The sequence below is a fragment of the Pseudomonas chlororaphis subsp. aurantiaca genome, assembly GCF_013466605.1.
Taxonomy (GTDB): Bacteria; Pseudomonadota; Gammaproteobacteria; order Pseudomonadales; family Pseudomonadaceae; genus Aquipseudomonas; species Aquipseudomonas chlororaphis_I.
On the sequence record NZ_CP059162.1, the window covers coordinates 2,446,213 to 2,471,629 of the forward strand.

The 25,417-nt window shown below is 65.4% G+C and carries 20 protein-coding genes and 1 tRNA gene; 8 read left to right on the forward strand and 13 right to left on the reverse strand.

Translation table 11 applies throughout. From position 1 onward, the window contains the following. Positions 1–47: 47 nt before the first annotated feature. Together H0I86_RS11430 and H0I86_RS11435 are read right to left on the reverse strand one after the other, a co-directional pair. Entirely contained in the window at positions 48–668 is a 621-nt protein-coding gene (locus tag H0I86_RS11430) for a LysE family translocator (protein WP_180925080.1), read from the reverse strand. 33 nt (positions 669–701) lie between these two features. After that, positions 702–1,070, reverse strand: coding sequence for a VOC family protein (locus tag H0I86_RS11435; protein ID WP_180925081.1), 369 nt, complete (start codon positions 1,068–1,070; stop codon positions 702–704). A gap of 186 nt (positions 1,071–1,256) precedes the next feature. Here H0I86_RS11435 and H0I86_RS11440 point away from each other — a divergent pair, with 186 nt between their 5' ends. Next, complete coding sequence (locus tag H0I86_RS11440; RefSeq protein WP_180925082.1) at positions 1,257–2,354, forward strand: DUF1615 domain-containing protein; 1,098 nt, start codon at positions 1,257–1,259, stop codon at positions 2,352–2,354. A 112-nt stretch (positions 2,355–2,466) separates the two neighbouring features. Here H0I86_RS11440 and H0I86_RS11445 read toward each other — a convergent pair whose 3' ends face one another. The 10 genes from H0I86_RS11445 to H0I86_RS11490 form a co-directional block, all read right to left on the reverse strand. Then, entirely contained in the window at positions 2,467–3,024 is a 558-nt protein-coding gene (locus H0I86_RS11445; protein ID WP_180925083.1) for a phage infection protein, read from the reverse strand. Between the two features lie 132 nt (positions 3,025–3,156). Further along, positions 3,157–4,767, reverse strand: coding sequence for an ABC transporter ATP-binding protein (locus H0I86_RS11450; RefSeq protein WP_180925084.1), 1,611 nt, complete (start codon positions 4,765–4,767; stop codon positions 3,157–3,159). 1 nt (position 4,768) lies between these two features. Next, complete coding sequence (locus tag H0I86_RS11455) at positions 4,769–5,791, reverse strand: ABC transporter permease (protein WP_180925085.1); 1,023 nt, start codon at positions 5,789–5,791, stop codon at positions 4,769–4,771. Then, positions 5,791–6,855: a microcin C ABC transporter permease YejB gene (locus H0I86_RS11460; protein WP_180925086.1), complete on the reverse strand. Its 1,065-nt coding sequence runs from the start codon at positions 6,853–6,855 to the stop codon at positions 5,791–5,793. Before H0I86_RS11460 ends, H0I86_RS11455 begins: the two co-directional genes overlap by 1 nt. 1 nt (position 6,856) lies before the next feature. Beyond that, entirely contained in the window at positions 6,857–8,737 is a 1,881-nt protein-coding gene (locus H0I86_RS11465; protein WP_180925087.1) for an extracellular solute-binding protein, read from the reverse strand. 135 nt (positions 8,738–8,872) lie between these two features. Next, on the reverse strand, positions 8,873–11,593 hold the full coding sequence (locus H0I86_RS11470; protein ID WP_180925088.1) for a TonB-dependent receptor: 2,721 nt from the start codon (positions 11,591–11,593) through the stop codon (positions 8,873–8,875). A gap of 207 nt (positions 11,594–11,800) precedes the next feature. Further along, complete coding sequence (locus tag H0I86_RS11475) at positions 11,801–12,202, reverse strand: ExbD/TolR family protein (protein ID WP_180925089.1); 402 nt, start codon at positions 12,200–12,202, stop codon at positions 11,801–11,803. Next, entirely contained in the window at positions 12,202–12,909 is a 708-nt protein-coding gene (locus H0I86_RS11480; protein ID WP_009048248.1) for a MotA/TolQ/ExbB proton channel family protein, read from the reverse strand. The genes H0I86_RS11475 and H0I86_RS11480 overlap by 1 nt, the downstream gene beginning before the upstream one ends. A 50-nt stretch (positions 12,910–12,959) precedes the next feature. Next, the gene (locus H0I86_RS11485) at positions 12,960–13,781 is read right to left on the reverse strand and encodes an energy transducer TonB (protein ID WP_180925090.1); all 822 of its coding nucleotides are present in this window, start codon (positions 13,779–13,781) and stop codon (positions 12,960–12,962) included. A gap of 1,623 nt (positions 13,782–15,404) precedes the next feature. Continuing rightward, a complete protein-coding gene (locus H0I86_RS11490; RefSeq protein WP_180925091.1) occupies positions 15,405–16,193 on the reverse strand; it encodes a DUF4349 domain-containing protein in 789 nt (262 codons plus the stop codon). A 196-nt stretch (positions 16,194–16,389) separates the two neighbouring features. Between H0I86_RS11490 and H0I86_RS11495 the strand changes: the two genes are divergently transcribed. Continuing rightward, on the forward strand, positions 16,390–16,803 hold the full coding sequence (locus tag H0I86_RS11495) for a PaaI family thioesterase (RefSeq protein WP_180925092.1): 414 nt from the start codon (positions 16,390–16,392) through the stop codon (positions 16,801–16,803). A gap of 38 nt (positions 16,804–16,841) precedes the next feature. On the opposite strand, the gene rtcR is transcribed toward H0I86_RS11495, so the two are convergent. After that, a complete protein-coding gene (gene rtcR, locus H0I86_RS11500) occupies positions 16,842–18,449 on the reverse strand; it encodes an RNA repair transcriptional activator RtcR (protein WP_180925093.1) in 1,608 nt (535 codons plus the stop codon). A gap of 204 nt (positions 18,450–18,653) precedes the next feature. Here rtcR and H0I86_RS11505 point away from each other — a divergent pair, with 204 nt between their 5' ends. From H0I86_RS11505 to rtcA, 6 genes are all read left to right on the forward strand, one after another. Then, a complete protein-coding gene (locus H0I86_RS11505) occupies positions 18,654–20,204 on the forward strand; it encodes an RNA-binding protein (RefSeq protein ID WP_180925094.1) in 1,551 nt (516 codons plus the stop codon). A gap of 434 nt (positions 20,205–20,638) precedes the next feature. Continuing rightward, positions 20,639–20,775 (forward strand) — tRNA-OTHER (locus tag H0I86_RS11510). A 125-nt stretch (positions 20,776–20,900) separates the two neighbouring features. Next, the gene (locus tag H0I86_RS11515; protein ID WP_180925095.1) at positions 20,901–22,127 is read left to right on the forward strand and encodes an RtcB family protein; all 1,227 of its coding nucleotides are present in this window, start codon (positions 20,901–20,903) and stop codon (positions 22,125–22,127) included. A 4-nt stretch (positions 22,128–22,131) separates the two neighbouring features. Next, a complete protein-coding gene (locus tag H0I86_RS11520) occupies positions 22,132–23,475 on the forward strand; it encodes an amino acid adenylation domain-containing protein (protein WP_180925096.1) in 1,344 nt (447 codons plus the stop codon). Between the two features lie 68 nt (positions 23,476–23,543). Continuing rightward, positions 23,544–24,332 (forward strand): nucleotidyltransferase domain-containing protein, encoded by a 789-nt coding sequence (locus H0I86_RS11525; RefSeq protein ID WP_180925097.1) that lies wholly within the window; start codon positions 23,544–23,546, stop codon positions 24,330–24,332. 8 nt (positions 24,333–24,340) lie between these two features. Then, positions 24,341–25,378 (forward strand): RNA 3'-terminal phosphate cyclase, encoded by a 1,038-nt coding sequence (rtcA, locus tag H0I86_RS11530; RefSeq protein WP_180925098.1) that lies wholly within the window; start codon positions 24,341–24,343, stop codon positions 25,376–25,378. The last annotated feature ends 39 nt before the right edge of the window (positions 25,379–25,417 follow it).

The window sequence follows — 25,417 nt, forward strand, 5'->3', positions numbered from 1 at the left end:
TGTCCTCGTCGAGAGATCAATGTCATGCCGGTGTCGTGTACCAGGTTTCAGCGCTGGGCGAACGCCAGGTTCAGGCCCAGGGCGGCGAAGCTGGCGGCAAAGCTGCGGCGCAGCCAGTTCTGCACCTGGGGCGACTCGATCACGGCCTTGCGGAACAGGTTGGCCAGCAGGCCGTAGGCCACGAACACGGCGAAGGTCATCGCCATGAACACGCCGCTCAGGCCGAGCATCTGCATGGCCGGCGAGGGGCCGTCGTGGCTGATGAACTGCGGCAGGAAGGCCAGGAAGAAAATCGTCAGCTTGGGGTTGAGGATGTTCAGCAGGCAGGCCTTGAGCACCAGGCCGCCAGCGCTGGCGCTGGTGGCAGGAGCGCTGGTGTCCACGGCGAAGGCCGAGCGGTCGCGCCAGGTGGCGTAGGCCAGGTGCAGCAGGTAGGCGACCCCCGCGAACTTCAGGCCCTGGAAGGCCAGCGCGCTGGTGTGCAGGATGGCTGACAGGCCCAGCACCGAGGCCAGCAGGTGCGGGACTATCCCGGCGGTACAGCCGATGGCGGTGAACAGGCTGGCGCGCTTGCCGGCCACCAACGCCGTGGAAATGGTCAGGATCACGCCGCTGCCGGGGATCAGCACGACGATCAGCGAGGTGATGAGAAAATCCAGTGAGAGCATGGCGCAGGGGACTCCAGAGCAGGTAAAGGAGGCTCAGGTCTGGCTGAACACTTCCAGCAGGTGGCCGTCGGGGTCATCAAAATACACCCGGCGAGCGCCTTCGTGGCGGTTGATTTCGTTCGGGCGTTGCTTGCCCGGGTCGGCCCAGAAGGCCAGGCCGCGCTGGCGAATGCGCTGCAGGATCGGCTCGAAGTCGTCGGCGGCGACCAGAAAGGCATAGTGCTGGGAGGCGATGGGCGGGTCGTTGTCGTAGTAATCCAGGGACACGCCGTTATCCAGCTGCACCACCAGCATCGGGCCGAAGGGCGTGGGTGGCGGCAGGCCGAGCAGTTGCACGAGAAAGTCCGCCGACCGTTGCTTGTCGCGGCACCAGACGATGGTGTGGTTGAGTTGCACGCTCATGATGGGCCCCGCCTGTTGTTTTCCTGTGGGCGATGAGGTTTCAGATTAGGTGAAATTCGCCGTCGGTCACGGGGAATGCTCAAATGGCCCGTCGCTGGTACGGAACAGTGCGGCGCCTTGAGGGTCGATATCCGCGGCGACGCGCCTCCCTCGGGCGCGGGCCACCTTCGGAATTACTGGGAAGCCATGTCTATAAAACCTCTGCATTCACTTCGCTGGGCCGCTGTCGTGGCCTCGCTGGCCCTGGCTGGCTGTGCCGGCCAGCTCGGTTCAAAGGCGCCGGCGCCAAGCCCGGCGCAGGTCCAGGCCCAGGTGGCGCGCCTGCTGCCGGCCAAGGTCGCCGACCGCCAGGGCTGGGCCCGGGATATCCAGGTGGCCTTTACCGCCCAGGGCATCGAGCCGAGCAAGAGCAACCTCTGCGCGGTATTGGCGGTGGTCGAGCAGGAGTCCACCTATCAGGTCGACCCGCCGGTGCCGGGGCTGGGCAAGATCGCCCGCAGCGAAATCGACCGCCGCGCGGCCAAGGTGCATGTGCCGTCGATGCTGGTCAGCGCGGCGTTGCAGGTGCGTTCGCCGAACGGCAAGTCCTACAGCGAGCGCCTGGCCGGGGCGCGCACGGAGAAGGAACTGAGCACGATCTTCGACGACTTCATCGGCAGTGTGCCCATGGGCAAGACCCTGTTCGGCGGCTTCAACCCGGTGCACACCGGCGGGCCGATGCAGGTCAGCATCGACTTCGCCGAGCAGCAGGCGCGCAATTACCCCTACAGCGTGGACGGCTCGATCCGCCGTGAGGTGTTCAGCCGGCGCGGCGGCATGTACTTCGGCGTCGCCCACCTGCTCGGTTACCCGGTGAACTACCCGCAGCCGCTGTACCGCTTCGCCGACTTCAACGCCGGCTGGTACGCCAGTCGCAATGCCGCGTTCCAGAACGCCCTGAGCGTGGCCTCGGGGATTTCCCTGGCGCTGGATGGCGACCTGATCCGCTACGACTCGATCATGCCCGGCAGCACCGAGCTGGCGGCGCGCGCCCTGGGCAAATCCCTGGACATGCGCAACCCGACCATTCGCGACCAGCTGGAGAAGGGCAACAGCCTCGAATTCGAGGACACCAAACTGTACAAGCGGGTATTCGCCCTGGCCGATCAGGCCCAGGGCAAGGCGTTGCCGCGGCAGATCCTGCCGGGCATCCAGCTGAAGAGCCCGAAGATCACCCGCAAACTGACCACCGCCTGGTTCGCCAAACGGGTGGATGAGCGTTATCAGCGCTGCATGGCCAGGTGAGCAGGGCGCTGAGCCGGGTGATGGCGACCGATCGGGGAATCCCGACGCGCTGAAATGAAAAAAGCCCGGCTGATAAGGCCGGGCTTTTTTTCGAGTACCGCGGACCGCGCAATCATACGGCGCGACGCTCGATCAGACGATCAGCACCACCTTCAGCGACGCGACGTTCGATCAGACGATCGGCGCCACCTTCGGCAACACGGCGTTCGATCAGACGGTCGGCGCCACCTTCGGCAACGCGGCGTTCGATCAGACGATCGGCGCCACCTTCGGCAACGCGACGTTCGATCAGACGATCGGCGCCACCTTCGGCAACGCGACGTTCGATCAGACGATCGGCGCCACCTTCGGCAACGCGGCGTTCGATCAGGCGGTCGGAGCCACCTTCGGCAACACGGCGTTCGATCAGACGGTCGGAGCCACCTTCGGCAACACGGCGTTCGATCAGACGGTCGGAGCCACCTTCGGCAACACGGCGTTCGATCAGACGGTCGGAGCCACCTTCGGCAACGCGGCGTTCGATCAAACGATCGGCGCCACCTTCGGCGACACGTTTTTCAATCAGGCGATCCGAGCCGCCTTCGGCGACTACCGGGTAGGCCGAGGACGCGGCAAAAGCGTTTGCTGCAAGAACCGAGAAAGCGATGCTGAGAAGGATCTGGCGTTTCATGGTGGTGTGCTCCGGGTGTTGTTGGTTGGTATGGAGCAGATGTTACGCGGCGGATTTTTTTTGAGAATTTCATTGGGTCGATGGTGACCATCGACGCCAATGATAGCCGTGCCAACCCCCCGGAACAGAGCCTCAGGCCGGCTCTTCGCAGGTCTGCGGCGGGCTCCATTGCAGCCCCGAAGCCTGCAACAGTTCCCGGGTATAGGGGTGTTGCGGCGCGCTGAAGATCGCCTGCGACGGCCCCTGTTCCACCACCTTGCCGTCCTTGATCACGATCAGGTCGTGGGCCAGGGCGTGGACCACCGCCAGGTCGTGGCTGATAAACAGGTAGGTCAGGCCGTGGCGTACCTGCAACTCCCGCAGCAGTTGTACCACCTGCTTTTGCACGGTGCGGTCGAGGGCCGAGGTGGGTTCGTCCAGCAGGATCAGCGCCGGCTCCAGCACCAGGGCGCGGGCGATGGCGATGCGCTGGCGCTGGCCGCCGGAAAACTCGTGGGGGTAGCGGTGGCGGCTCTGCGGGTCGAGGCCGACTTCCTCGAGCACGCGGATCACCGCCGCCTCGCGTTCCTCGGCGGTGCCGATACCGTGGGTCAGCAGGCCCTCGGCGATGATCTGCTGCACCGACATGCGCGGGCTGAGGCTGCCGAAGGGGTCCTGGAACACCACCTGCAACTGCCGGCGCAAGGGGCGCATCAGGCGCTGGTTGAGGATGCTCAGTTCCTTGTTGCCGAAGCGGATACCACCCTCGGACTCCACCAGCCGCAGGATCGCCTGGCCGAGGGTGGACTTGCCCGAGCCGGACTCGCCGACGATGCCCAGGGTCTTGCCTCGGTGCAGGCTCAGGCTGACGCCGTCCACCGCCTTGATGTAGTCGCGCTGGCGGCTGAACAGGCCCTTGGGCAGGGGAAACCAGACCTTGAGTTCATCCACTTCCAGCAGATTGTGCGAGTAGGCGCTGGGCGCCGGGGCGCCGCTGGGCTCGGCCTCGATCAGCAAGCGGCTGTAGGGATGCCGTGGGGCGCGAAACAGTGCCTCGCACTCGGCCTGCTCGACGATCTCGCCCTGGCGCATCACGCACACCCGCTGGGCGATGCGCCGCACCAGGTTGAGGTCGTGGCTGATCAGCAGCAGCGACATGCCCAGGCGTTGCTGCAGCGCGATCAGCAGTTCGAGGATTTTGCGCTGCACCGTCACATCCAGCGCCGTGGTCGGCTCGTCGGCGATCAACAGCTCCGGCTCGTTGGCCAGGGCCATGGCGATCATCACCCGCTGGCGCTGGCCGCCGGACAGCTGGTGCGGGTAGGCCTTGAGGCGTTTGTGCGGCTCGCCGATGCCCACCTGCTCCAGCAGTTCCAGGGTCCGCGCCCGGGCCGCGCGACCGCGCAGGCCCTTGTGCACGTCCAGCACTTCGCCGATCTGTTTCTCCACCGTGTGCAGCGGGTTCAGCGAGGTCATGGGTTCCTGGAAGATCATCGCGATGCGGTTGCCGCGCAGGGTGCGCAACTGGGCGTCGCTGGCCTGCGCCAGGTCCAGGCCGGCGTAGCGGATGCTGCCCTGGGTCTGCACCTTCTGCGCCGGCAGCAGGCGCAGGATCGAGTGGGCGGTCACCGACTTGCCCGAGCCGGACTCGCCCACCAGGGCCAGGCATTCGCCACGGCGGATATCCAGGTCCAGGCCATGGACCACTTCGGTGCCGGCGAAGGCCACCTTGAGGTTGCGGATTTCAATCAGGTTGTCGTGCATGTCAGCTCCGGGGATCGAAGGCGTCGCGGCAGGCTTCGCCGATAAACACCAGCAACGAGAGAATCAGCGCCAGGGCGAAGAACGCCGTCAGGCCCAGCCAGGGGGCTTGCAGGTTGCGCTTGGCCTGGCCGATCAGCTCGCCCAGGGAAGCAGTGCCGGCGGGCATGCCGAAGCCGAGAAAATCCAGGGCGGTGAGGGTGGCGATGGCGCCGGTGAGAATGAACGGCAGGTAGGTCAGGGTGGAGGTCATGGCGTTGGGCAGGATGTGCCGGCGCATCAGCTCGCCGTCGCTCAGGCCCAGGGCCCGCGCGGCCTTGACGTACTCCAGGTTGCGGCCACGCAGGAACTCGGCGCGCACCACGTCCACCAGGGCCAGCCAGGAGAACAGCGCCATGATCCCCAGCAGCCACCAGAAGCTCGGCGAGACGAACCCCGAGAGAATGATCAGCAGGTACAGCACCGGCAGCCCCGACCAGATTTCCAGCAGGCGTTGCCCGAACAGGTCGACCCAGCCGCCGTAATAACCCTGCAGGGCGCCGGCGGTGATGCCGATCAGCGCACTGATGGCGGTCAGTACCAGGGCAAACAGGATCGACATCCGCGTGCCGAAGATCACCCGCGCCAGCACGTCCCGGGCCTGGTCGTCGGTGCCCAGCCAGTTCTGCGCCGAGGGCGGGCTGGGCGCCGGTTGCGCCAGGTCGTAGTTGACCGTGTCGTAGCTGAAGGGGATCGGCGGGAACAGCATCCAGCCGCCCTGGCCCTCGATCAGTTCGTGCACGTAGCTGCTGGCATAGTCCGGCTGGAACGGCAGTTCGCCGCCGAACTCGGTTTCGTCGTAGTCGCTGAGGATCGGGAAATACCAGGCGCCGTGATAGCGGATGACCAGGGGCTTGTCGTTGGCGATCAGTTCGCCGCCCAGGCAGACCAGGCACAGGCCGATAAACAGCCACAGCGCCCAGCGACCCCGGCGGTTGGCCTTGAAGTGTTCGATGCGGCGACGGCCCAGGGGAGAAAGTGTGAACATCAGGCAGTCCTCGCCGAGAAGTCGATGCGCGGATCGACCAGGCTGTAGCACAGGTCGCCGATCAGCTTGATCAGCAGGCCGAACAGGGTGAACAGGAACAACGCGCCGAACACCACCGGGTAGTCCCGCGACACCGCCGCCTCGTAGCTCATGCGCCCGAGGCCATCGAGGTTGAAGAGGGTCTCGATCAGCAGCGAGCCGGCGAAGAACACCTCGATCAGCGCCGTGGGAATGCCGGCGATCACCAGCAGCATGGCGTTGCGAAACACATGGCCGTAGAGCACCCGATGTTCGCTCAGGCCCTTGGCCCGGGCGGTGACCACGTACTGGCGGCTGATCTCGTTGAGGAAGCTGTTCTTGGTCAGCAGGGTCAGGGTGGCGAAGCCGCCGATCACCAGGGCCGACACCGGCAGCACCAGGTGCCACAGGTAGTCGCCGACCTTGGCCAGGGGCCCGAGGCTGGCGAAGTTGTCCGAGACCAGGCCCTGCACCGGGAACCAGTCCAGGTAGCTGCCGCCAGCGAACACCACGATCAGCAGGATGGCGAACAGGAACGCCGGCATGGCGTAGCCCAGGACGATGGCGCTGCTGGTCCAGGCATCGAAGGCGCTGCCGTTGCGGATCGCCTTGCGCGCCCCCAGGGGAATCGACACCAGGTAGGTGATCAGGGTCGCCCACAGGCCGAGGGACAGCGAGGTCGGCAGCTTCTGCAGGATCAGGTCGGTGACCTTGGCCCCGCGAAAGAAGCTGTTGCCGAAGTCCAGTTGCGCGTAGTTCTTCAGCATCAGCCACAGGCGCTGGTGCATCGGCTTGTCGAAGCCGTAGTGGTGCTTGATCTCCTCGATCAGCGCCGGGTCCAGGCCCCGGCTGCTGCGTCCGCCGCCGCCCACCGCGGCGACCTCGGCGCCACCGCCCATGGCATGCCCGCCGAAGCCTTGCAGGCGGGCGATGGTCTGTTCCACCGGGCCGCCGGGCGCGGCCTGGACGATCAGGAAGTTGACCACCAGGATGCACAGCAGGGTGGGGATGATCAGCAGCAGGCGACGACTCAGGTAACGGCCCATGTCAGTGCGCCCCCACAGTGCCGCGCAGGGCGCTCATCTGGCTGGCGGTCAGCGCCTTGGGGCTGACCTCCCACCAGGTGTTCAGGCCCTCGTCGTAGATCGGCGCGATGGCCGGCCGGCCGAAGCGGTTCTGGAACACCGTGGGCGTGCCCTTGGAGTAGTAGTTGGGAATCAGGTACTGGCCCCATTGCAGTACCCGGTCCAGGGCCCGGGCGTAATGCACCATCTCGTCGCGGCTATTGGCCTGGACCAGGCCGTCGATCAGGCGGTCCACCGCCGGGTTGGCCAGCACCATGGAATTGGAGCTGCCGACCTGGGTCGCGCTTTGCGAGCCATACAGGCTGTACAGCTCGCGACCCGGGGAGACGATGGGGTCGCCGCTGCGGGGGAAACTGGTGACGATCATGTCGTAGTCCCGGGCGTTGAGCAGGTTGATGTACTGCGCCGAATCGATGCGCCGCAGGTTGAGGGTGATGCCGATCTGCGCCAGGGTGCGTTTGTACGGCAGCAGCATGCGGTCGAAGCCGCCCTGGCCATCGAGAAAGGTGAACTCCAGCGGCTCGCCGGCGGCGTTCACCAGGCGGTTGTTGCGGGGTGTCCAGCCGGCCTCGGCCAGCAGGCGCAGGGCCTGCAGCTGCTGGTCGCGGATGCGGCCGCTGCCGTCGGTCTGCGGAGCCCGGTAGACCTGGCTGAAGACTTCGTCGGGGATCTGCCCGCGCAGGGGTTCGAGGATCTCCCGCTCGCGGGCGTCCGGCAGGGCGCTGGCGGCCATTTCGCTTTTCGGCCAGTAGCTCTGCTGGCGCACGTAGAAGCCGCGCATCATCTGCTTGTTGGTCCACTCGAAATCCCACAGCAGGGTCAGCGCCTGGCGCACCCGGCGGTCGTGGAAGACCGGCCTTTGCAGGTTGAACACAAAACCCTGGGCGGCGGTGGGTTTGTCTGGTGCGAGGATCGCCTGTTGCAGGCGGCCGTCGCGCAGGGCCGGGCTGTCGTAGCCGACCACGTAACCGGACGAGGAAAACTCGCGGTTGTAGTCGAAGGCGCCGGCCTGCAGCAGCTGGCGGGCGACGTCGGTGTCGCCGTAGAAATTCACCGTCAGGCTGTCGAAGTTGTACATGCCGCGGCTGACCGGCAAGTCCCTGGCCCACCAGTTCGGATCGCGCTCGAAGCTGATGCTGCGCCCGGCGTCGACCTTGCCGACTTTGTACGGCCCGCTGCCCAGGGGCGGTTCGAAGCCGCCGCCGTTGGCGAAGTCGCGGGTCTTCCACCAGTGTTCGGGCAGCACGCGCAGGGTCGCCAGGTCCAGGGCCAGGGTGCGGTTGAGGTTGTTCTTGAAGTCGAAGCGCACCTGCCCGGGGCCTTCGATCACCACGTCCCGCACGTCGCCGTACTGCTGGCGATAGCTCAGGCTGCCCTTGCTCAGCAGCAGGTCGAAGGTGTAGCGCACGTCTTGCGCGGTGATCGGCGTGCCATCGGCGAAGCGCGCCCTGGGGTCGAGATAGAAGCGCACCCACAGGCCGTCGGGGTCGCGTTCCATGCGTTCGGCCACCAGTCCGTAGACGGTGTAGGGCTCGTCCAGGGAGCGAAAGGCCAGGGGCGAATACACCCAGTCGTTGACCTGGGCCACCGCGATGCCCTGGTCGGCATAGGGGGTGATGTAGTTGAACTGGCCGATCTCCATCGAGGCGCGACTCAGGGAGCCGCCCTTGGGCGCATCGGGGTTGACGTAGTCGAAGTGCTGGAAGTCCGGCGGGTACTTCGGCGGCTCGCCATAGACCGTCATGGCATAGCTGCCGTGGGCGGCGGCCAGGGTCTCGCCGGCGGCGCCAAGCAGCGCGGTGGCAAGCGCCAGCCCAGCCAGGGTGCGGGTCAGTGCAGACATGATCGAAAGATTCCTCGTGATGCCGGAAAGCCTGGGTCGGCAGGGCGAAAAGACCCACGGCGGCGGGCCGCCATGGGGCGCGAATTCGCAATGCGGCCGGGGCCGGCCGGAGTCTTGCGCGGCCCCGGCGGTGACTCAGAAGTGGTACGTCATGCGCGCGAACAGGGTGCGACCCAGCGGGTCGGTGTAACGGGGGTCGTAGCCGCTCTGGAAGTTGTAGGCCTGGTTGGAGAACGGCGGCTCTCGGTCGAAGACGTTCTTCACCCCGGCGTCGACGTCCAGCACCTTGTCGAAGGTGTAGCCGGCCGCCAGGTCCCACACCGAGTACGAGGCCACGCGCGCATTGGTGGTGCGGTCGTAGTCGTTGTAGCCGGTGGTGAAGCGGTTGCTCAGCGAGGCCCGCGCCGCGCCCAGGGTCCAGGTGCCGGTGAGGTTGTGTTTCCAGCGGGCGATCACGCCATCGCCCTCGAAGTCGCCGACCTTGTCGGTGAACGGCCCCTTGATGGTGCTCTGGAAGTCGTAGCTCTTGACGTAGGTGCCTTGCAGCCCGAGGTCGAACTGGCCGTAGGGGGTATTGGGGAAACGGTAGTCCAGGGACACGTCGACACCGTTGGTTTCGACTATGCCCAGGTTGGCGTTGCCGGTGACGATGTAGTTCAGCGAACCGTCGGCGTTGCGCACGAAGCGGTCGGCGTAGGCACCGGACTGGTCGAACACCGTGGATTCGGGGAACGGCTGGATCTGGTTGGAGATGTGAATCCACCAGAAGTCCAGGCCCACCGACAGGTCGCGGATCGGCTGATAGACGAAGCCCAGGGTCACGTTGCGGGCCTTTTCCGGCGCCAGGTCGGTGTTGCCGCCGATCTGGTTGAGGAACTGCTGGCCGCAGTCGCGCCCGCCGTTGCCGCCGGGCTGCACCACGCCGCCGGTACAGAGCACCGGGTCGTTGTAGTAGCCCTGGGTGTAGGTGATGCTGCGCGGCGCATACAGCTCGTACAGCGATGGGGCGCGGAAGCCTTCGCTGTAGGCGCCGCGCACCACCAGTTCCTTGAGCGGCTGGTAGCGGAACGAGTATTTCGGGTTGGTGGTGCTGCCGAAGTCGCTGTATTTGTCGTGGCGGATGGCGACGGACAGCTCCAGGCTGTCGAGCACCGGTACGTTCAGTTCGGCGTAGGCCGCCCTGACACTGCGATTGCCCTCGACGCTGCCGGACGGGTCGATGCCCAGGCTCTGGATGTCGCCGGCGAACTCTTCGTAGTCCTGGTGGAATTTCTCCTTGCGGTACTCGCCGCCCAGGGCCAGGCCGGAGGGCCCGGCACCGAACCAGTCGCCGATCTCGCGGCTGACGCGCCCATCGAAACCGACGACCCGACCGACTGCCGTGGAGTAGGCGCCGTGGTAGGCCGCCTGCTCGATGTAGTCCTGGCCGGCCTGGGTCTGCGGGCCGAACGGGTTGAGCAGGCCGCTGGCCAGGCCGGCGATCATCGCGCGGTCGCTGACGTAGCCGTTGGTGACGCTGGAGACCACCTTGTTCTGGTTGTAGGAGGCACCGAGGTTGTAGTCCCAGCCGGCCACCAGGCCGTCGAAGCTCAGGACGAAGCGCTGGCTGGTGTTCTGGTCCTTGGATTCCCGGGCACCAGCGGCGGTTTCACGCCAGTTCACGCCGATCGGCTGGCTCGGGTCGAGGCTGAAGCCGGTCGGCGCCGGAGTGATGCCGTTGCCCGGGTAGTAGGGCGAGGAGGCGTCCAGGCTCAGGCCGGTGAGGGGCGCCGGGCCGACCGCCGTGGCGTTGTTGTTGCGCGACCAGAAGTACTCCAGGTTGACGTTGTGGTCGTCGGCCAGCTTGGCGGTGCTCTTGCCGAAGAACGAGGTCTTTTCGGTCTCCGGCAGCAGGTCGATGTACTCGCGGGTACTGAAGCGGCACAGGCCCTGGCGGGCAATCAGGTTCGGCCCGTTGCAGTTGCTGCCGGCCAGCGGGTTGGTGGCGTTGTCGCCCTGGGTGTAATTGCCCGGAAAGGCCGTGCCCGAGGTCTGGTCGAGGCCACGGCCGGGGCGGTAGTCGGTGGCGAAGGAGCGGTCGTTGGCGTCGAGGTTCTGCTGCTTGTTGTAGTTGAACACCCCGAGCACGTTGAAGCGGTCTTCTTCCAGGTCGCCGAAGCCCCAGCTGGCGCTCATATCCTTGCTCGCACCGCCGCCGCTGTGGGTCGGGGTTTCGCCGCCCAGGGTCAGTTGGCCGTCGGTCAGGGATTTCTTGGTGATGAAGTTGATCACGCCGCCGATGGCGTCGGTGCCGTAGAGGGCCGAGGCGCCGTCGCGCAGCACTTCGACGCGGTCGATGGCGGCGAAGGGGATCATGTTCAGGTCCACCGCGCCGCCGGCCGAGTTGGTGCCCGACAACGCGTTGTTGGCCAGGCGTCGGCCGTTGAGCAGTACCAGGGTCTTGTTGGCGCCGATGCCGCGCATGTCGGCGAAGGAAGCGCCGCCGGTGGCGGCTCCCACCGAGCCGGCGCTGTTGTTGATCGACTGGCTGCCGGTGATGCGCTGCACCAGTTCGGCGGTGGTGCTCACCCCCTGTTTGCGCAGCTCTTCGGCGCGCAGGATGGTGATCGGCACGGCGGTTTCGGCATCGACCCGGCGGATCGCCGAACCTGTCACTTCGACCCGTTGCAGCTGGGTGGTGGGCGCCACGGCCGCGGCACTGGCGGCCGGGACGACGCTGCTGTCAGCGTCCTCTTCGGCGGCTTGCGCGGTGCCGGAGCCCAGGCCCATGGCCATCAGGTACAGCGGGACAAAACGGTGCCGTTGCAGCGTGGTCACCAGTGGCTTGAGCGTGAAACGTGGAATGTTCATCAGCATGATTACTTCCGACTCTTTCAGACGTTTATCGAAATGGCCTTGTGGGCCCTCATTGCTCCGGCTGGGTTGTACCGACCCCGGAAAACCACTTTCTTCAAGCAAGCCGATCCCCTCCGCAGGCGCGTGGCGTCTTGCGGTCGGCCGATTGCGACGGGATTTTTCGAGGCAGTGCCTGGCGTGTCCCTCAGGGGGCGCCAGGCACTGCCTTCATCGGGTGGTCATCACGGATATCCTGGTGATCCCCGAACGTTCGATGGAGGCCATGGCCTTGGCCACCTGGCCGTAGTTGACGGCGGCGTCGGCCTGCAGCTGCACGCGCACCTCGCTGTCCTTGGCCTTGACCTCCTTGAGGCTGCTTTCCAGCAGCTCGGGGGCCATTTCGGACTTGGCCAGGTAGAACTTGCCGTCCTGGTCGACGCTGACCACCACCGGGTCTTTCTTCTCGGCGGGGGCCACGGCGTCGGTCTTCGGCAGGTTGACCTTGATCGCGTTGGTCATCAGCGGGGCAGTGACGATGAACACCACCAGCAGCACCAGCATCACGTCCACCAGTGGCGTGACGTTCATTTCACTGAGTACTTCGTCGCTGTCTTGAGTAGAGAAGGACATCAGCTGGCCTCCCGTACGGCGTGGGCGGTCTTGCTGGCGATGGCCTGGCGGCTGATGGCGAAGGCGCTGCGCTGGGCCAGGGCGTCGAAGTCATGGGCGAAGTCGTCCATGCTGGCCGAGGCCAGCTTCAGGCGGCGCAGGAAGAAGTTGTAGATCAGCACCGCCGGCACGGCGACGGCGATGCCCACGCCGGTGGCGATCAACGCATGGCCGATCGGCCCGGCCACGGTTTCCAGGCTGGCCGAACCGCTGGCGCCGATGCTCTGCAGGGCTTCCATGATCCCCCAGACCGTGCCGAACAGGCCGATGAAGGGCGCGGTGCTGCCGATACTGGCGAGCACCGCCTGGCCGCTTTCCAGGGCCCGGCGTTCCTTCTGGATCTGCTGGCGCAGGTTGCGCTCCAGGCGATCGGCGCGGTTGATGGTGTGGGCCAGTTGCTGGGTGGTGCGTGGCGACTCCTCCACCAGCAGGGCTTCGAAACCGCTGCTGGCGATGCGCGCCAGGGAGCCGGGGTACTGGCTGGCGTGTTCGGCGGCGGTGAGCAGGTCCGGGGCGCTCCAGAAGGCTTTGCTGAACTGTCGGTTCTGGGTCTTCTGCCGCAGGTACTGCGCCGACTTGACCAGCAGCAGTGCCCAGCTGACCACGGAAAACAGCACCAGGGCCCAGAGCACACCGGGGACAATCAGGGATGTCAGGGAATCGTTCATGGCTACACCTCGCATGCGTAAACAGGTTGTGAGTTCAGGTCAGGCCGCGGTCATTGCGGCAATTTGAAATCGATGGTCTGGGTGGCGAAGCCTTCGATCGGCGTGTCGCCGCGCTTGGCCGGGATGAATTTCCAGTTCTTCACCGCGGCCACGGCGGCCTCGTCCAGTTGCGGCTTGCCGCTGGAACGGGTGACTTCCACACTGCCGGCGCGGCCGTTGGGCAGCACCTTGATGCGCAGCACCACCGTGCCTTCCCAGTTGCGGCGCAGGGCCAGGGACGGGTATTCCGGCGGCGGGTTGCCGAGGCTGGCCAGGCCGGAAACTGCCGCCGATTCCTTGACCGGCCCGGGGGCCGCGGCCGGTGCCGGAGCGGCGGCCGGCTGGCTGGGCGCTGTGGGCGCGGCCGGTGGCGCGGGGGCGGCTGGAGCCGGTGTTTTCGGTGGTTCGGGCTTTTTCACCGGCTTGGGTTTCTCGACCGGTTTGGGCTTTTCGATGGGCTTGGGTTTCTCCACCGGCTTGGGTGGCGGCTTGAGCGCGTCTTCGTCTTCCACCGGTTGCTCGGGTTCGGGCGGCGGCGGAGGCGGCGGGGGTTCCGGGGCGGGCGGCGCGGGCGGGGTCGGGCTGCTCAGCTCGACGGTCATTTCCGGGATTTCCGGGGGCGTTTCCAGTGGCGCGGCGCGGGTCTGCTGGAAGAACCACCAGGCGCCACCATGGAGCAGGGCCGAGACCGTCACCAGCAATAGCACCTGACGGTTGCTCAGGCCTCCGGGTTTCGATGCATTGCCCTTATAAGGACGGCCCCGCGCAACCTGGACGACGGCTTCATCGTCCAAGGGCCTCGGCAGGGTTCTGTTCTTTACCGCATCGTTCATTAAAGCTCCCTCGGTCGGATGAAGGGCAATAAGGCACCGTTCGAACATTGGCTGGAATGTTCGAAAGTCGGGTTTAACTTTTTCAAGGGTGAGCAAAAGCCGATAGTTGAACTATCCAGTTGAACGGCCTTGTGCAAACGAGTGGCTTAACGCCTTCGACTTAGATTGTTCATTACCACTCCCTGGAACATTGTTATGGGATGAGCCGGTGTTTGTGGTGCACCTGTCTCGTACTCGTTACATATAGCAACCGCTATGCCAGATTGTGTCGCTTGTTATGCAATTGGCGACGGCCCGTAGTGCATGTCGCATTTATATAAATTTGCGAGAAAAACTGGCGCAGCCATATATATTCAGCGTCTCGAAAAGTTGACCTTAAATGCTTTTTACGGGCGAGCCTGCCTGCCCTGGGTTATCCGTTTTTCAGCCGGAAACAGGGGCGATCAATACCCTGGCCAACGCACTAAAAAGCGTCTGGCGAATTGATTTGGTGCAAATAAACAGTGACTAGCCGGTCATTGCCTGGAGGTCCTTGATCTTGTTGTTTTCAGGGCTCTGCGTGGGGCTTCTGTAGTCTTTACGGCCCGCTCGGGGAGCATTCTTGAGTATCCATGGCGCGCTCGCCTGCCCGCCATTGAGCAGGGCGATGACGGAGCTCTTATTAACCTGCTGGGGGTATAAATAATTAACCGGTACGTACATTGAGTGTATGTAAATAGCGGTCCGCTCATTACCCCGTGGTCGATGCCTTGATATTGAATTGCCTTATTGTCGGGCAATGCGTTGATCATCCAGTTTTAACGCGCTTGGCGCGTTTGTTTGTTGTCGAGTACGCAACAATAGAAATACGGATTTCGCTCGGTGAAATGTCACCGAGTGCAAAATGAAGTTGGCCGCTTAGTGGTTCAAAAACAATCGACGATAGGTCTTGTCGAAGGTTCTTCCGCCGACGCTACTTGAACAGTGGCGAGACCGGGCTGGGGGCGAATGTTTGTGTCGGGATGCCCTGGGCAGTACCCGGGAAGACGGGCTTGGATATCGGCACCGGGACAGGGTCGGCCTTATAACAGCCGCTGCCGCCAGCCTGGAAGTTGTCCTGTCGACTGGAGCGAGGGGGATTACCGGAGGCCGGCACAGGCAGTGCCGCGTAGCGTGCGCAAGGTCGACCGTCGATGACGCGCAGGGCGCGAGGGCTGGTCCGGGCAGGGCTGCCGGACGAGGCGGAACCAGGGGCGAAACGGTGGAGCCAATAGCGGAAAACGCCGGTGAACATGACTGCACATCGCACATGAGACTTCCTTATCGCCAGTCTCAGCTCAACGAGCTTTTGGCTCGCCGTCTGCACTTTATAGGGACGCGGATAGCGTCCGATGATTGCTATTGGTGCGGGTAGGCACCGTCGATGCGGCTCTTGCGGTGGGTCGATTCGCAAGCTGCAGGTGCATGGGAAAAACGTGCCAGTTTCAGGTACGTTCGTGCAGTTTTCTTCGTCAGTGCTCGCCAGGCCTTGTTTAGCGGGGCTTGGCGGTGGGCAGGGGATGCTGGTGAGGCGAGGCTGATCGTGCCCATGAAAAAGCCCGGCACATCAGGCCGGGCTTCTCGGGTTTTGCAGAGTGCTGCGACTCAACGACGGCGTACGAACCGGCGCCACAGCCAGACCCAGATCATCGCCAGCGGGAAGGCCAGGATCAGGAACGGCAACACGTAGCTGCCTTTCTCCAGGGCTTCGGCGGTGCCGTAGGCGAGGTTGTCCAGCAGGTTGTCGAAGGCCCGTTGCAGTTTCGAGCCGCGCTGGCTGCTGTCGGTGGGCACGAAGTTCAGGGTCAGGCGATTGGTGTCGAGCCGCCGCTGGTGCCCGGCGGCGGCCTGGGCCAGGGCTTGCAGGTCGTTCTCGATGCTCGCCTGTTCCTTGCTCAGGGCGATCAGGTCGCTGACGGTGATGTCCTTGCGCGCCGCCAGCTGGTCGAGGCGTTGCTGCTGGGCCTTGAGCCGTTCCTGCTGGCGCTGCACGTCGGCCACGGCGTCGGCCAGGTCTTCGGCGCTGGTGATGCGTTCGCCGATTTCGGCGCCCTGGGCGGCCAGCGCGACTATCGGTTCGACGCCGTCGGGCACGATGCGCAGGATCACTTGGGCGTGGTACTGGCCTTGTTGCAGGCGCAGGATATTGCAGGCGCCGAACCTGGCGTTTTCGCAGGCTTCGCGGGTGGCGGCCAGGCGCGGTGCGATCTGCGCCGAGGGTAGCGACAGGCTCAGCTCGTGTTCGTAGGCCAGTTGCGCACCGGCCTTGCCCTGGGCGCCGCCGACCGCCACCGAGGACGAACGATCGCTGGGGGAACAGGCGGCCAGCAGCGTGCTGAGCAGCACCACGGCGAGGCTGCGCAGCGGGGTGGGGGTGTCGTCCTGAGGGTGCATGGTCGCTCCTTGAAATAAATGATCGTGCCCGGGGCTGGCGGGACGGCTGCGTATCTTATCGTCGATTGCCCGGGGAGGGGCGAGGATGACGTGTCGCCGCGGCTTATCGCCAGGGATTTGCCGGATGGATACGGCTGGTCGCCGGCGCCGCTTCGGGGTACACCTCGGTCATCGCCATCGGCAACGGAGACCCGCCATGAGCACGCCCGAGCTACCCGAAGGTTATGCCCCCTTGTCCCGCAGCAGCCCGCTGCTGGAGTTGATTGGTCCGGTGTATTGCCGTGGCAGCGGCTTGCAGCTGGAGATCGGCCTGCGCGCCGACAGCCGTCACGCCAACGGGCGTGGCACCATGCACGGCGGCATCCTCGCCACCCTGGCCGATATCGGCATGGGCTACGCCATGGCCTTCGCCAGTGACCCACCGTTACCGCTGATCACCGCCAGCATGCACCTGGACTACCTCGGCGCGGTGCAGGTCGGCGAATGGATAGATGTACGCCTGGAGCACTCCAAGCGCGGCCGGCAGATGGCCTTCGCCACCGTCACCCTGCAGGTCGGCGAGCGGGTGGTGGCCAGGGCCAATGCGGTGTTCGCGGTGCCGGGTGGCTGAGGGTAGGTCAAGTGTGTGGGGCGCTTTTGCGAGCGCTCTTAGTCCGCTGGTACAACTATCTGCTTCCACTCCAGGCCGAAGCGCGCCAGGTACTTGCGCAGGCGGTCGGCGTCATTGGGCTGGGCCTTGGTCTGGCGAGACACGCCAAACAGTTTGCGTCCGGCATCGGACAGGCTGTCGGCCTGGCGGCAGACCTCGATCACCGCCTGCAATTGCAAGCGGTCGAACAGGTCGAGTTCGGCCGTGTCGCCCAGCAGGGTGGCCAACGGATCCTGCGCCTGGCTCAAGCCCCAGGCATAACGTAGCCGCTCGATTTCTTCCTCGGCCTGGGCTTCGTCGATGCGTCCGCTGTCGGCCAGGGTGGCCATGCGGGTGATGGAAGCCGACAGCTCGCGGAAGTTGCCCAGCCACGCCGCTTCGCTGGAGCTGGCAAACGCCAGGTAGCGCCGCCGCGCCTCGAGGTTGAAGCGCACCAGGCGACCTTGTTCCCGGGCGTGGCGTTCCAGTTCGAAATCGATGTTCGGCTCGATGTCCTCGCGCCGCCCGGCCAGCCCCGGCAGGTTGAAGGTCCAGAGGTTGATCCGCGCATACAGGTCCTCGCGGAACAGGCCCTGGGCGACCTGGCCGCGCAGGTCGCGGTGGGTGCCGGCGATGATCAGGAAGTCGCTGTCCACTTCCTTGTCCGAGCCCATGGGGAAGAAGCGTTTTTCCTCGATGGCCTTGAGCAGCATCGCCTGTTCGTCGAGCCCCAGTTCGCCGATCTCGTCGAGAAACAGCATGCCGCCGTCCGCCGCCCGCAGCAGGCCGTCGCGGGCGTTCTGGGCGCCGGTGAAGGCGCCCTTGATATGCCCGAACAGCGCCGACATGGCGCCGTCGCCGCGCAGGGTGGCGCAGTTGACCTCGACAAAACGCCCCTGGGCCTGGTGCCGGCCGCGCTTGAGTTCATAGATGCGCCGGGCCAGGAACGACTTGCCGGCACCGGTGGGGCCGATCAGCAGCATCGGTGCCTTGGAGCGTACGGCCACCCGCTCGATCTGTTCGATGGAACGGTTGAACGCGGCGTTGCGGGTGGCGATCCCCGACTTGAGGAAGGCCAGGCCCTCCAGGCGCTTGCCGGCGAAGCGCGAGGCGATGCGGTCGTAGCGCGACAGGTCGAGGTCGATCAGGGCATGGGTGCCGGTGGCGTGCTGCTCCGGGTCGCGACGCCGCGCCGGGGAGGTCTGGATCAACCGCGCCGGCATGTAGCGCGCCTCGGTCAGCAGGAACCAGCAGATCTGCGCCACGTGGGTCCCGGTGGTGATGTGCACCAGGTAGTCCTCGCGCTCGGTGTCGAAGGGGTAGGCGCTGGTGAAGTCGTGCAGGGCGCCGTACACCTCTTCGAAGTCCCAGGGGTTCTTCAGGCCCATGGGGTGCAGGCGCACCGTGGTTTGCGGCGATACCTGGCGAATGTCGTTGGCCACCCGCTCGGCCAGACTGACGTCCCGGGCGTCGACGCCGTGGATCAGCTCCAAGCGATTGATCAGCACGTCCTGCTGCTGGCACAGGCCGACACTGGGGCGCCAGTGGCTCCAGCGGTTGGCGCCCTTGCCGACGCGATCGAGGGTGGAACCGACAAAACCTATGGCGACCGTGGGCTTGCCTGACATGTTTATACCTGAAGATAAATAGCGATAAATAAAGATATAAAATTATCAGCAGTTTTGTCTCGAAGATTTGCAAAGGAAAAAGTATTTAAAAATAAAATTGTTATAAATCAATTGGTTAAAAAATAACTCGCAGGAAAGAATAAAACTGGCATAGCGGCTGCAATCTCTCTGGCAACGAACAAGACAACAGAGCGAGATGCCAAGATGGCCAACTTCCAGCTGTTCAACACCCAACAGGCAAAAGCGCCGGCGAGCAACACCCTGAACGCTGCCCAGGCCCCGGCCTATGCCTACAACGCCAAGCATCGCCTGGCCCAACTGACGGTGACCGGTTGTCTGAACTCGACCTTCTACACCTCGCCTGAAGGTCAGCTGGACGCGGTGTTGCAGCTGGTGAACGAAGTCGACAGCCGTTTCGTCGCCCAGGCCGCGCGTTACGCTCGGCAGCAGGGTCATATGAAAGACATGCCGGCCTTGCTGCTGGCGGCGCTGACCGCGCAACGCTCGGCCCTGGTGCCGGAGCTGTTTGCCCAGGTGGTGGACAACGGCAAGATGCTGCGCAACTTCGTGCAGATCCTGCGCAGCGGGGCGACCGGGCGTAAATCCCTGGGGTCGCAGCCCAAGCGCCTGGTGCAGAACTGGTTGAACAGCGCCAGCGAACGCCAGCTGTTGCAGGCCTCGGTGGGCAACCAGCCGTCGCTGGCGGACGTGGTCAAGATGGTTCACCCCAAGCCAAGCGAGGCCTGGCGCGCAGCCTTCTTCGCCTGGTTGATCGGCAAGCCGGTGGATGCGCAGGCGCTGCCCGAGCTGACCCGCGCCTTGCTGGCCTTTCGCAGCGGGGCGACCAGGGCTGTGCCGCAGGTGCCGTTCCAGTTGCTCGGCAACGAACCCCTGAGCCGCGAGCAATGGGCCGAACAGGCGCACAATATGGGCTGGCAGGGGCTGCGCATGAACCTCAACACCCTGGCCCGCCATGGCGCGTTCCAGGTGCCGGGTTGCACCGAGTATGTGGCGGCGCGGCTGGCGGATGCCGCCGAAGTGGCCAAGGCCCGGGTCTACCCGTACCAGTTGCTGGCGGCCTACCGCATGGCCGGGGACGAGGTGCCGCAGCCGGTGCGCGAGGCGTTGCAGGATGCCCTGGAGCTGTCGCTGGCCAACGTGCCGGCGCTGCAAGGCGCGGTGGTGGTGTGCCCGGATGTCTCGGGGTCGATGCACAGCCCGGTCACTGGTTATCGCCAGGGCGCCACCACGGCGGTGCGTTGCATCGATGTGGCGGCGCTGGTGGCGGCAGCGGTGTTGCGCAAGCAGCCGGCGGCGCGGGTCATGCCGTTCGAGGTCGGGGTGGTGGATATCCGCCTCAACCCGCGGGACAGCGTGATGAGCAATGCGCAGAAACTGGCGGCCATCGGCGGTGGCGGGACCAACTGCTCGGCGCCCCTGGCACAACTGGCCAACGCCAAGTGCAAGGTGGACACCCTGATCCTGGTCTCGGACAACGAGTCGTGGATTGATGCGCGGCGCCATGGGGCGACCGAAACCCTGCGCCAGTGGGAGCGGATCAAGGCCATCAACCCACAGGCGCGGCTGGTGTGCATCGATATGCAACCCGGGGCCACCACCCAGGCGCCGGACCGCGAGGACATCCTCAACGTCGGCGGCTTCAGTGACGCGGTGTTCGATGTGATCCAGCAGTTCACCGCGGGCAACTACGGTGCGCAGCACTGGGTCGAGGCGATCGAGGCGATGGCGCCTTGATCGGCAAGACATGAGATAAACCGTGCGCCGCTCACCCGGCGCACGCCGAAGATTTTTTGTTCATTGGCCCCGAATGCCGCTGTGACTACATCCAAAGACGTCCCAGCAGATTTAGTCAGGGCCTGTGAAGGCACGAATGCCGGTGGCTGTACATCCTGGTTATGCCGGTTCGATTCCGGCGATCAGTCACTCCTTTTGTCGTGCCACCTTTTTTTGCAGTTTCAGCGACGAATGCTGATGGAACTACATCCCAGATTCGTGATGCGGGTTCGAGTCCCGCCGGTGCCCGAAAAGGCGCCGTAGTTCAACGGTCAGAACACGAGTGCACGGTTTCATCGACCCTTGTCGTCGCAGGTTTTTCTCCCGCCCGAGCGGGATGGCAGCGAATGCCACAGGTACTACATCGTGTCGCGGGTTCGAGCCCCGCCAGCCGCAAGGCTGTAGCTCAGTCGGTAGAGCAAAGGTGCCTGTTCTCTTGTCGCTGCCCGCAGGCCTGGCCTGCACCGATTGACCCGGCGAATGCCGGTGGAACTACAGGACAGCGTGGTCGCGGGTTCGATTCCCGCCAACCGCAAGGGGCTAGCTCAGTGGCAGAGCGCGCTGCATGTTTCACCTTCACTGGTCGCCGTTTTATGCCGGACCACCCGGCCACCGAACAGGGTCGAAATGTCGACCACAGAAAAAAGAGCCGAGAACATGGAACACAAGACCTACCAACTGCTGGAAGTCGCCAACGGCAAGCCGATCAAGATGTGGACCGAGGGCGTGCCCGTGGAAAACGAAGCCCGCCAGCAGTTGATGAACACCGCGAAGATGCCGTTCATCTTCAAGCACCTGGCGGTGATGCCGGATGTGCACCTGGGCAAGGGCTCGACCATCGGCAGCGTGATCCCCACCGTGGGCGCGATCATCCCGGCGGCGGTCGGGGTGGATATCGGCTGCGGCATGATCGCCGCCCGCACCTCGCTGACCGCCGCCGACCTGCCGGATAACCTGCACGGTTTGCGCAGCGCCATCGAACAGGCGGTGCCCCACGGTCGTACCTCGCCGCGCAGCGGTCGCGACAAGGGCGCCTGGGGCGACGTGCCGCGCCAGGCCGACCACACCTGGGCGGCCTTGCACCCACGCTTCAAGGCGATCACCGACAAGTACCCGGCGCTGGCCAACAGCAACAACCGCCAGCACTTGGGAACCCTCGGCGGCGGCAACCACTTCATCGAGGTCTGCCTGGATGAAGCCAACCGGGTCTGGTTCATGCTCCACAGCGGTTCCCGTGGCGTGGGCAACGCCATCGGCAACCTGTTCATCCACCTGGCCCAGGCGGACATGCGCCAGCACATCGCCAACCTGCCGGACCGCGACCTGGCCTACTTCGAGGAAGGCAGCCAGCACTTCGACGATTACGTCGAGGCCGTGGCCTGGGCCCAGGATTTCGCCCGGCACAACCGTGAACTGATGATGCAGTTGGTGATCCAGGCCACCCGCAAGGTGATCGACAAGCCCTTCGACGTGGCGCTGGAGGCGGTGAACTGCCACCACAACTACGTGCAGAAGGAGCGCCACTTCGGTGAAGAGGTGTTGGTGACCCGCAAGGGCGCGGTGTCGGCGAAGAAGGGCGAGCTGGGGATCATCCCCGGATCGATGGGCGCCAAGAGCTTCATCGTTCGCGGGCTGGGCAACGAGGAGGCGTTCTGCTCCTGCAGCCACGGGGCCGGGCGCACCATGAGCCGCACCAAGGCCAAGAACACCTTCACCCTGGCCGACCAGATCCGCGCCACCGCCCATGTGGAGTGCCGTAAGGACAGCGCGGTGATCGATGAAATCCCGATGGCCTACAAGGACATCGACCAAGTCATGCACGCCCAGCGCGAGCTGGTGGAAGTGCTGCACACGCTGCGTCAGGTGGTGTGCGTCAAGGGGTAGAAAAATGCACGACAGGGAAGCAGTGGTACAGGTCTCGCTCAGCTGGCATGACCAGTTGAGCGACTATGAAGCCCGCCGGGTGCGGGAAGTGCTGGAGGCACAAGACGCGCACAGCGCCTGGCTGGAACTGAGCCGATTCGGCAACGGGTTCGTGCGTCAGGCCGCGGTGCGCGGCCTGGCCGCACAACCTTCGGCAGAGGCCCTGGCCGCCTTGCTGGAGCGCCTCAACGATTGGGTGCCCCAGGTTCGCCAGGAAGCGGCTGCGGCGGTCGAGTTTTACCTGGTGCCGGAGCGCGCCGGCTTGCTGTTACAGGCCCTGGTGCCGCTACTGGTCCTGGCCGACAAACAGCGGGCGGACCATGGCGCCACCCTGGAACGGGCGCGTGCGGTGTTGCTGATGGCCCAGGTACGGCCCGAGGTGGAAAGCGCCTTTGGCCGCTGCCGGGGCAAGGCCGCGCGCTTTGTCTTCGAGCTGTTGCTGGAGGGCGTGGAGGATCGCGCAGCGCTGCTGGCGATCGCCCTGGGCCACAGCGAGGTCAGCGTGCGGCAGAGGGCGGTGGATGCCTGCGCCGGGTTGCCGGCAGAACAGGCGGTGCCGTTGCTGGAACAGGTGATGCGCAGCCGCGGCGCCAGTGTCCGGGTCAAGGCGTTGCGGCTGTTGCTGCCGTTGCTGGCCGACCCGGGCACGCATCTGCGCCAGGCCTTGCTGGACCCTTCGGCGGCCCTGCGTTGCCTGGCTCACTGGGCGGCGCCGCGTTATCGGCTCGAGCCGCGGGAGGTATTGCTGGCCCGGTTGCTCGAGCCGGCACCGCTGAACAAGCGCCAGTGGCTGGGCCTGCTGGGGCTGGCCAAGGAGCTGCGGGAGCCACGGGCCGACGCCATGCTGCACCAGGCCCTGGCCTCCAAGGCGCTGACGGTGCGCCTGCTGGCCCTGCAAACCCTCGGCGAGCGTGGCCTGGCCCAGCAGCTGGCGGCCCTGGACGATCCGTCGGACAAGGTCTTCGACTGCGCCCTCGGCCTGCTGCGCGAGCAGCCCTGGGCGGCGTTCGAGGAGGCCCTGGAACAGCGTCTGGACCAGCATTGGCATGCGCTGCCGAAGGCGCGTCGCTGGGCCTTGCTGGGGCTCAAGCCGGGCTGGCGCCAGTTGCAATACCTGCTGCATCGCCTGGACCAGGCGGGCAGCCAGGCGGCTTATTGGCGCGAGGCCCTGGCCTGTTGGTGCGATGCCCGCTACGCGATGTTCGACCCGGTAACCCCCAAGCCACTGCGAGAAGCACTGGCGCAGCGGTTGCAGGCGATGGAGGAGGCCGGTGAAGTGCCTCGGGGATCGCTCAAGCGCCTGCTGTGAACGAAGCAAGACGATCAGGCCAGCGTGAGAAGTGGCTGGCGATCGTCGATTGAACAGGACAAGGAACCATGGAACTTCATGAACGTCACCCGCTGAGCAGCGCCATGCGCGCACGGGTACTGGATGAGCTGGCGCGGATCGAGCGCGAGCGCAATGTGCGGGTGCTGTATGCCTGCGAATCGGGCAGTCGGGCCTGGGGCTTTGCCTCCACCGACAGTGATTACGATGTGCGTTTCGTCTATGTGGAAAAGCCCGAGTGGTTCATCCAGGTGGACACCGGGCGGGACGTGATCGAGCGGCCGCTGGACGACGAACTGGACATCAGCGGCTGGGAACTGCGCAAGACCCTCGGGTTGCTGCGCAAGTCCAACCCGACCCTGCTGGAGTGGCTGGATTCGCCCCTGGTGTATCGCAGCGAGCCGGCGGCAACCGCGCGCCTGCGCGAGCTGGCGGAGGCGTTCTACAGCCCGCCGGCGGCCCGTAATCATTACCTGTCGATGGCCAGGAAGAACTTTCGCGGTTACCTGCAAGGCGACAGCGTGCGGTTCAAGAAGTACTTCTACGTGCTCCGGCCGTTGCTGGCGGTGCGCTGGATCGATCAGGGGCGCGGCCGCCCGCCGATGACCTTCGCCGACCTGCTGAGCACCGTCGACCATCGGCCACTGCTGGACGAGGTGGATGAGTTGCTGGCCTTGAAACGCAGCGCCGACGAGGCCGCTTACGGTCCGAGGCGCCCGGCGCTGCACGCCTTTATCGCCGCCGAACTGGAGCGCCCGGTGCCCAAGCTGGCGCGCACCCATCAAGACAATGCTTTGCTGGATGCCTACTTGCGAGACAGCGTCCGGCGCTACGCCTGAGGAATGTAATGAAACAGGATGTCATCGAACTGGACGGCGCCATTGGCGGCGGCCAGGTCCTGCGCAGTGCCCTGAGCCTGTCGATGCTCACCGGCAAGACCCTGCGTATCCACAACATACGGGCCCGGCGCGCTCGCCCGGGGCTGCTGCGCCAGCACCTGACCGCGGTGCTGGCGGCGGCGCAGGTCTGCGCGGCCAGGGTCTCGGGCGCCGAGCTGGGCTCCCGGGAGCTGACCTTCGAGCCGGGGCCGATTCGCGGCGGCGACTACCGCTTCGCCATCGGCACCGCCGGCAGCTGCACCCTGGTGTTGCAGACCCTGCTGCCGGCCCTGTTGCAAGCCCCGGAGCCCAGCCGCGTGAGCATCAGCGGCGGCACCCACAACCCGCTGGCGCCGCCGGTGGACTTCCTCCAGCAGGCCTGGCTGCCGCAACTGCGGCGCATGGGCGGGCAGGTGGAGTTGCAGCTGCTGCGTCATGGCTTCGTTCCCGCTGGCGGTGGCGAGCTGGAGGCTTTTATCCAGCCTTCGACCCTGCACCCCCTGCACCTGGAACAGCGTGGCGAACTGCTCGGGCGTCGGGCCTGGGCCCTGAGTGCCGGCCTGCCGGAACATGTGGCGGAACGCGAATTGCGCCGGGTCGGCACTCGCCTGGACCTGCCTCGGGAACACCTGAGCCCGGTGCGGCTGGAGGAGCAATACGGCCCGGGCAACGTGCTGTTGCTGGAGTTCGCCTTCGAGCACCTGACCGAGCTGTTCAGCGGGTTTGGCCAGAGCAGCCTGCGGGCCGAAAGCGTGGCCGATCGGGCCATCGACCAGGCCCGCGACTGGCTGGACTCCGGCGCGGCGGTGGCCGAGCACCTGGCCGATCAACTGCTGCTGCCCATGGCCCTGGCCGGCGGCGGGAGCTTGACCACTCCACGCATGAGCGAGCACCTGCAGAGCAATATCCGGGTGATCGAGGCATTTTTGCCGGTGCGTATCGACTGTTCGACGAGTGCTCACGGAGTGCTGCGCGTCGAGGTTCTCCCCCCAGCGTCATTGAGCTGAATGTCTGCGTTGCCGGACCTACTGAACACGAGAATATTG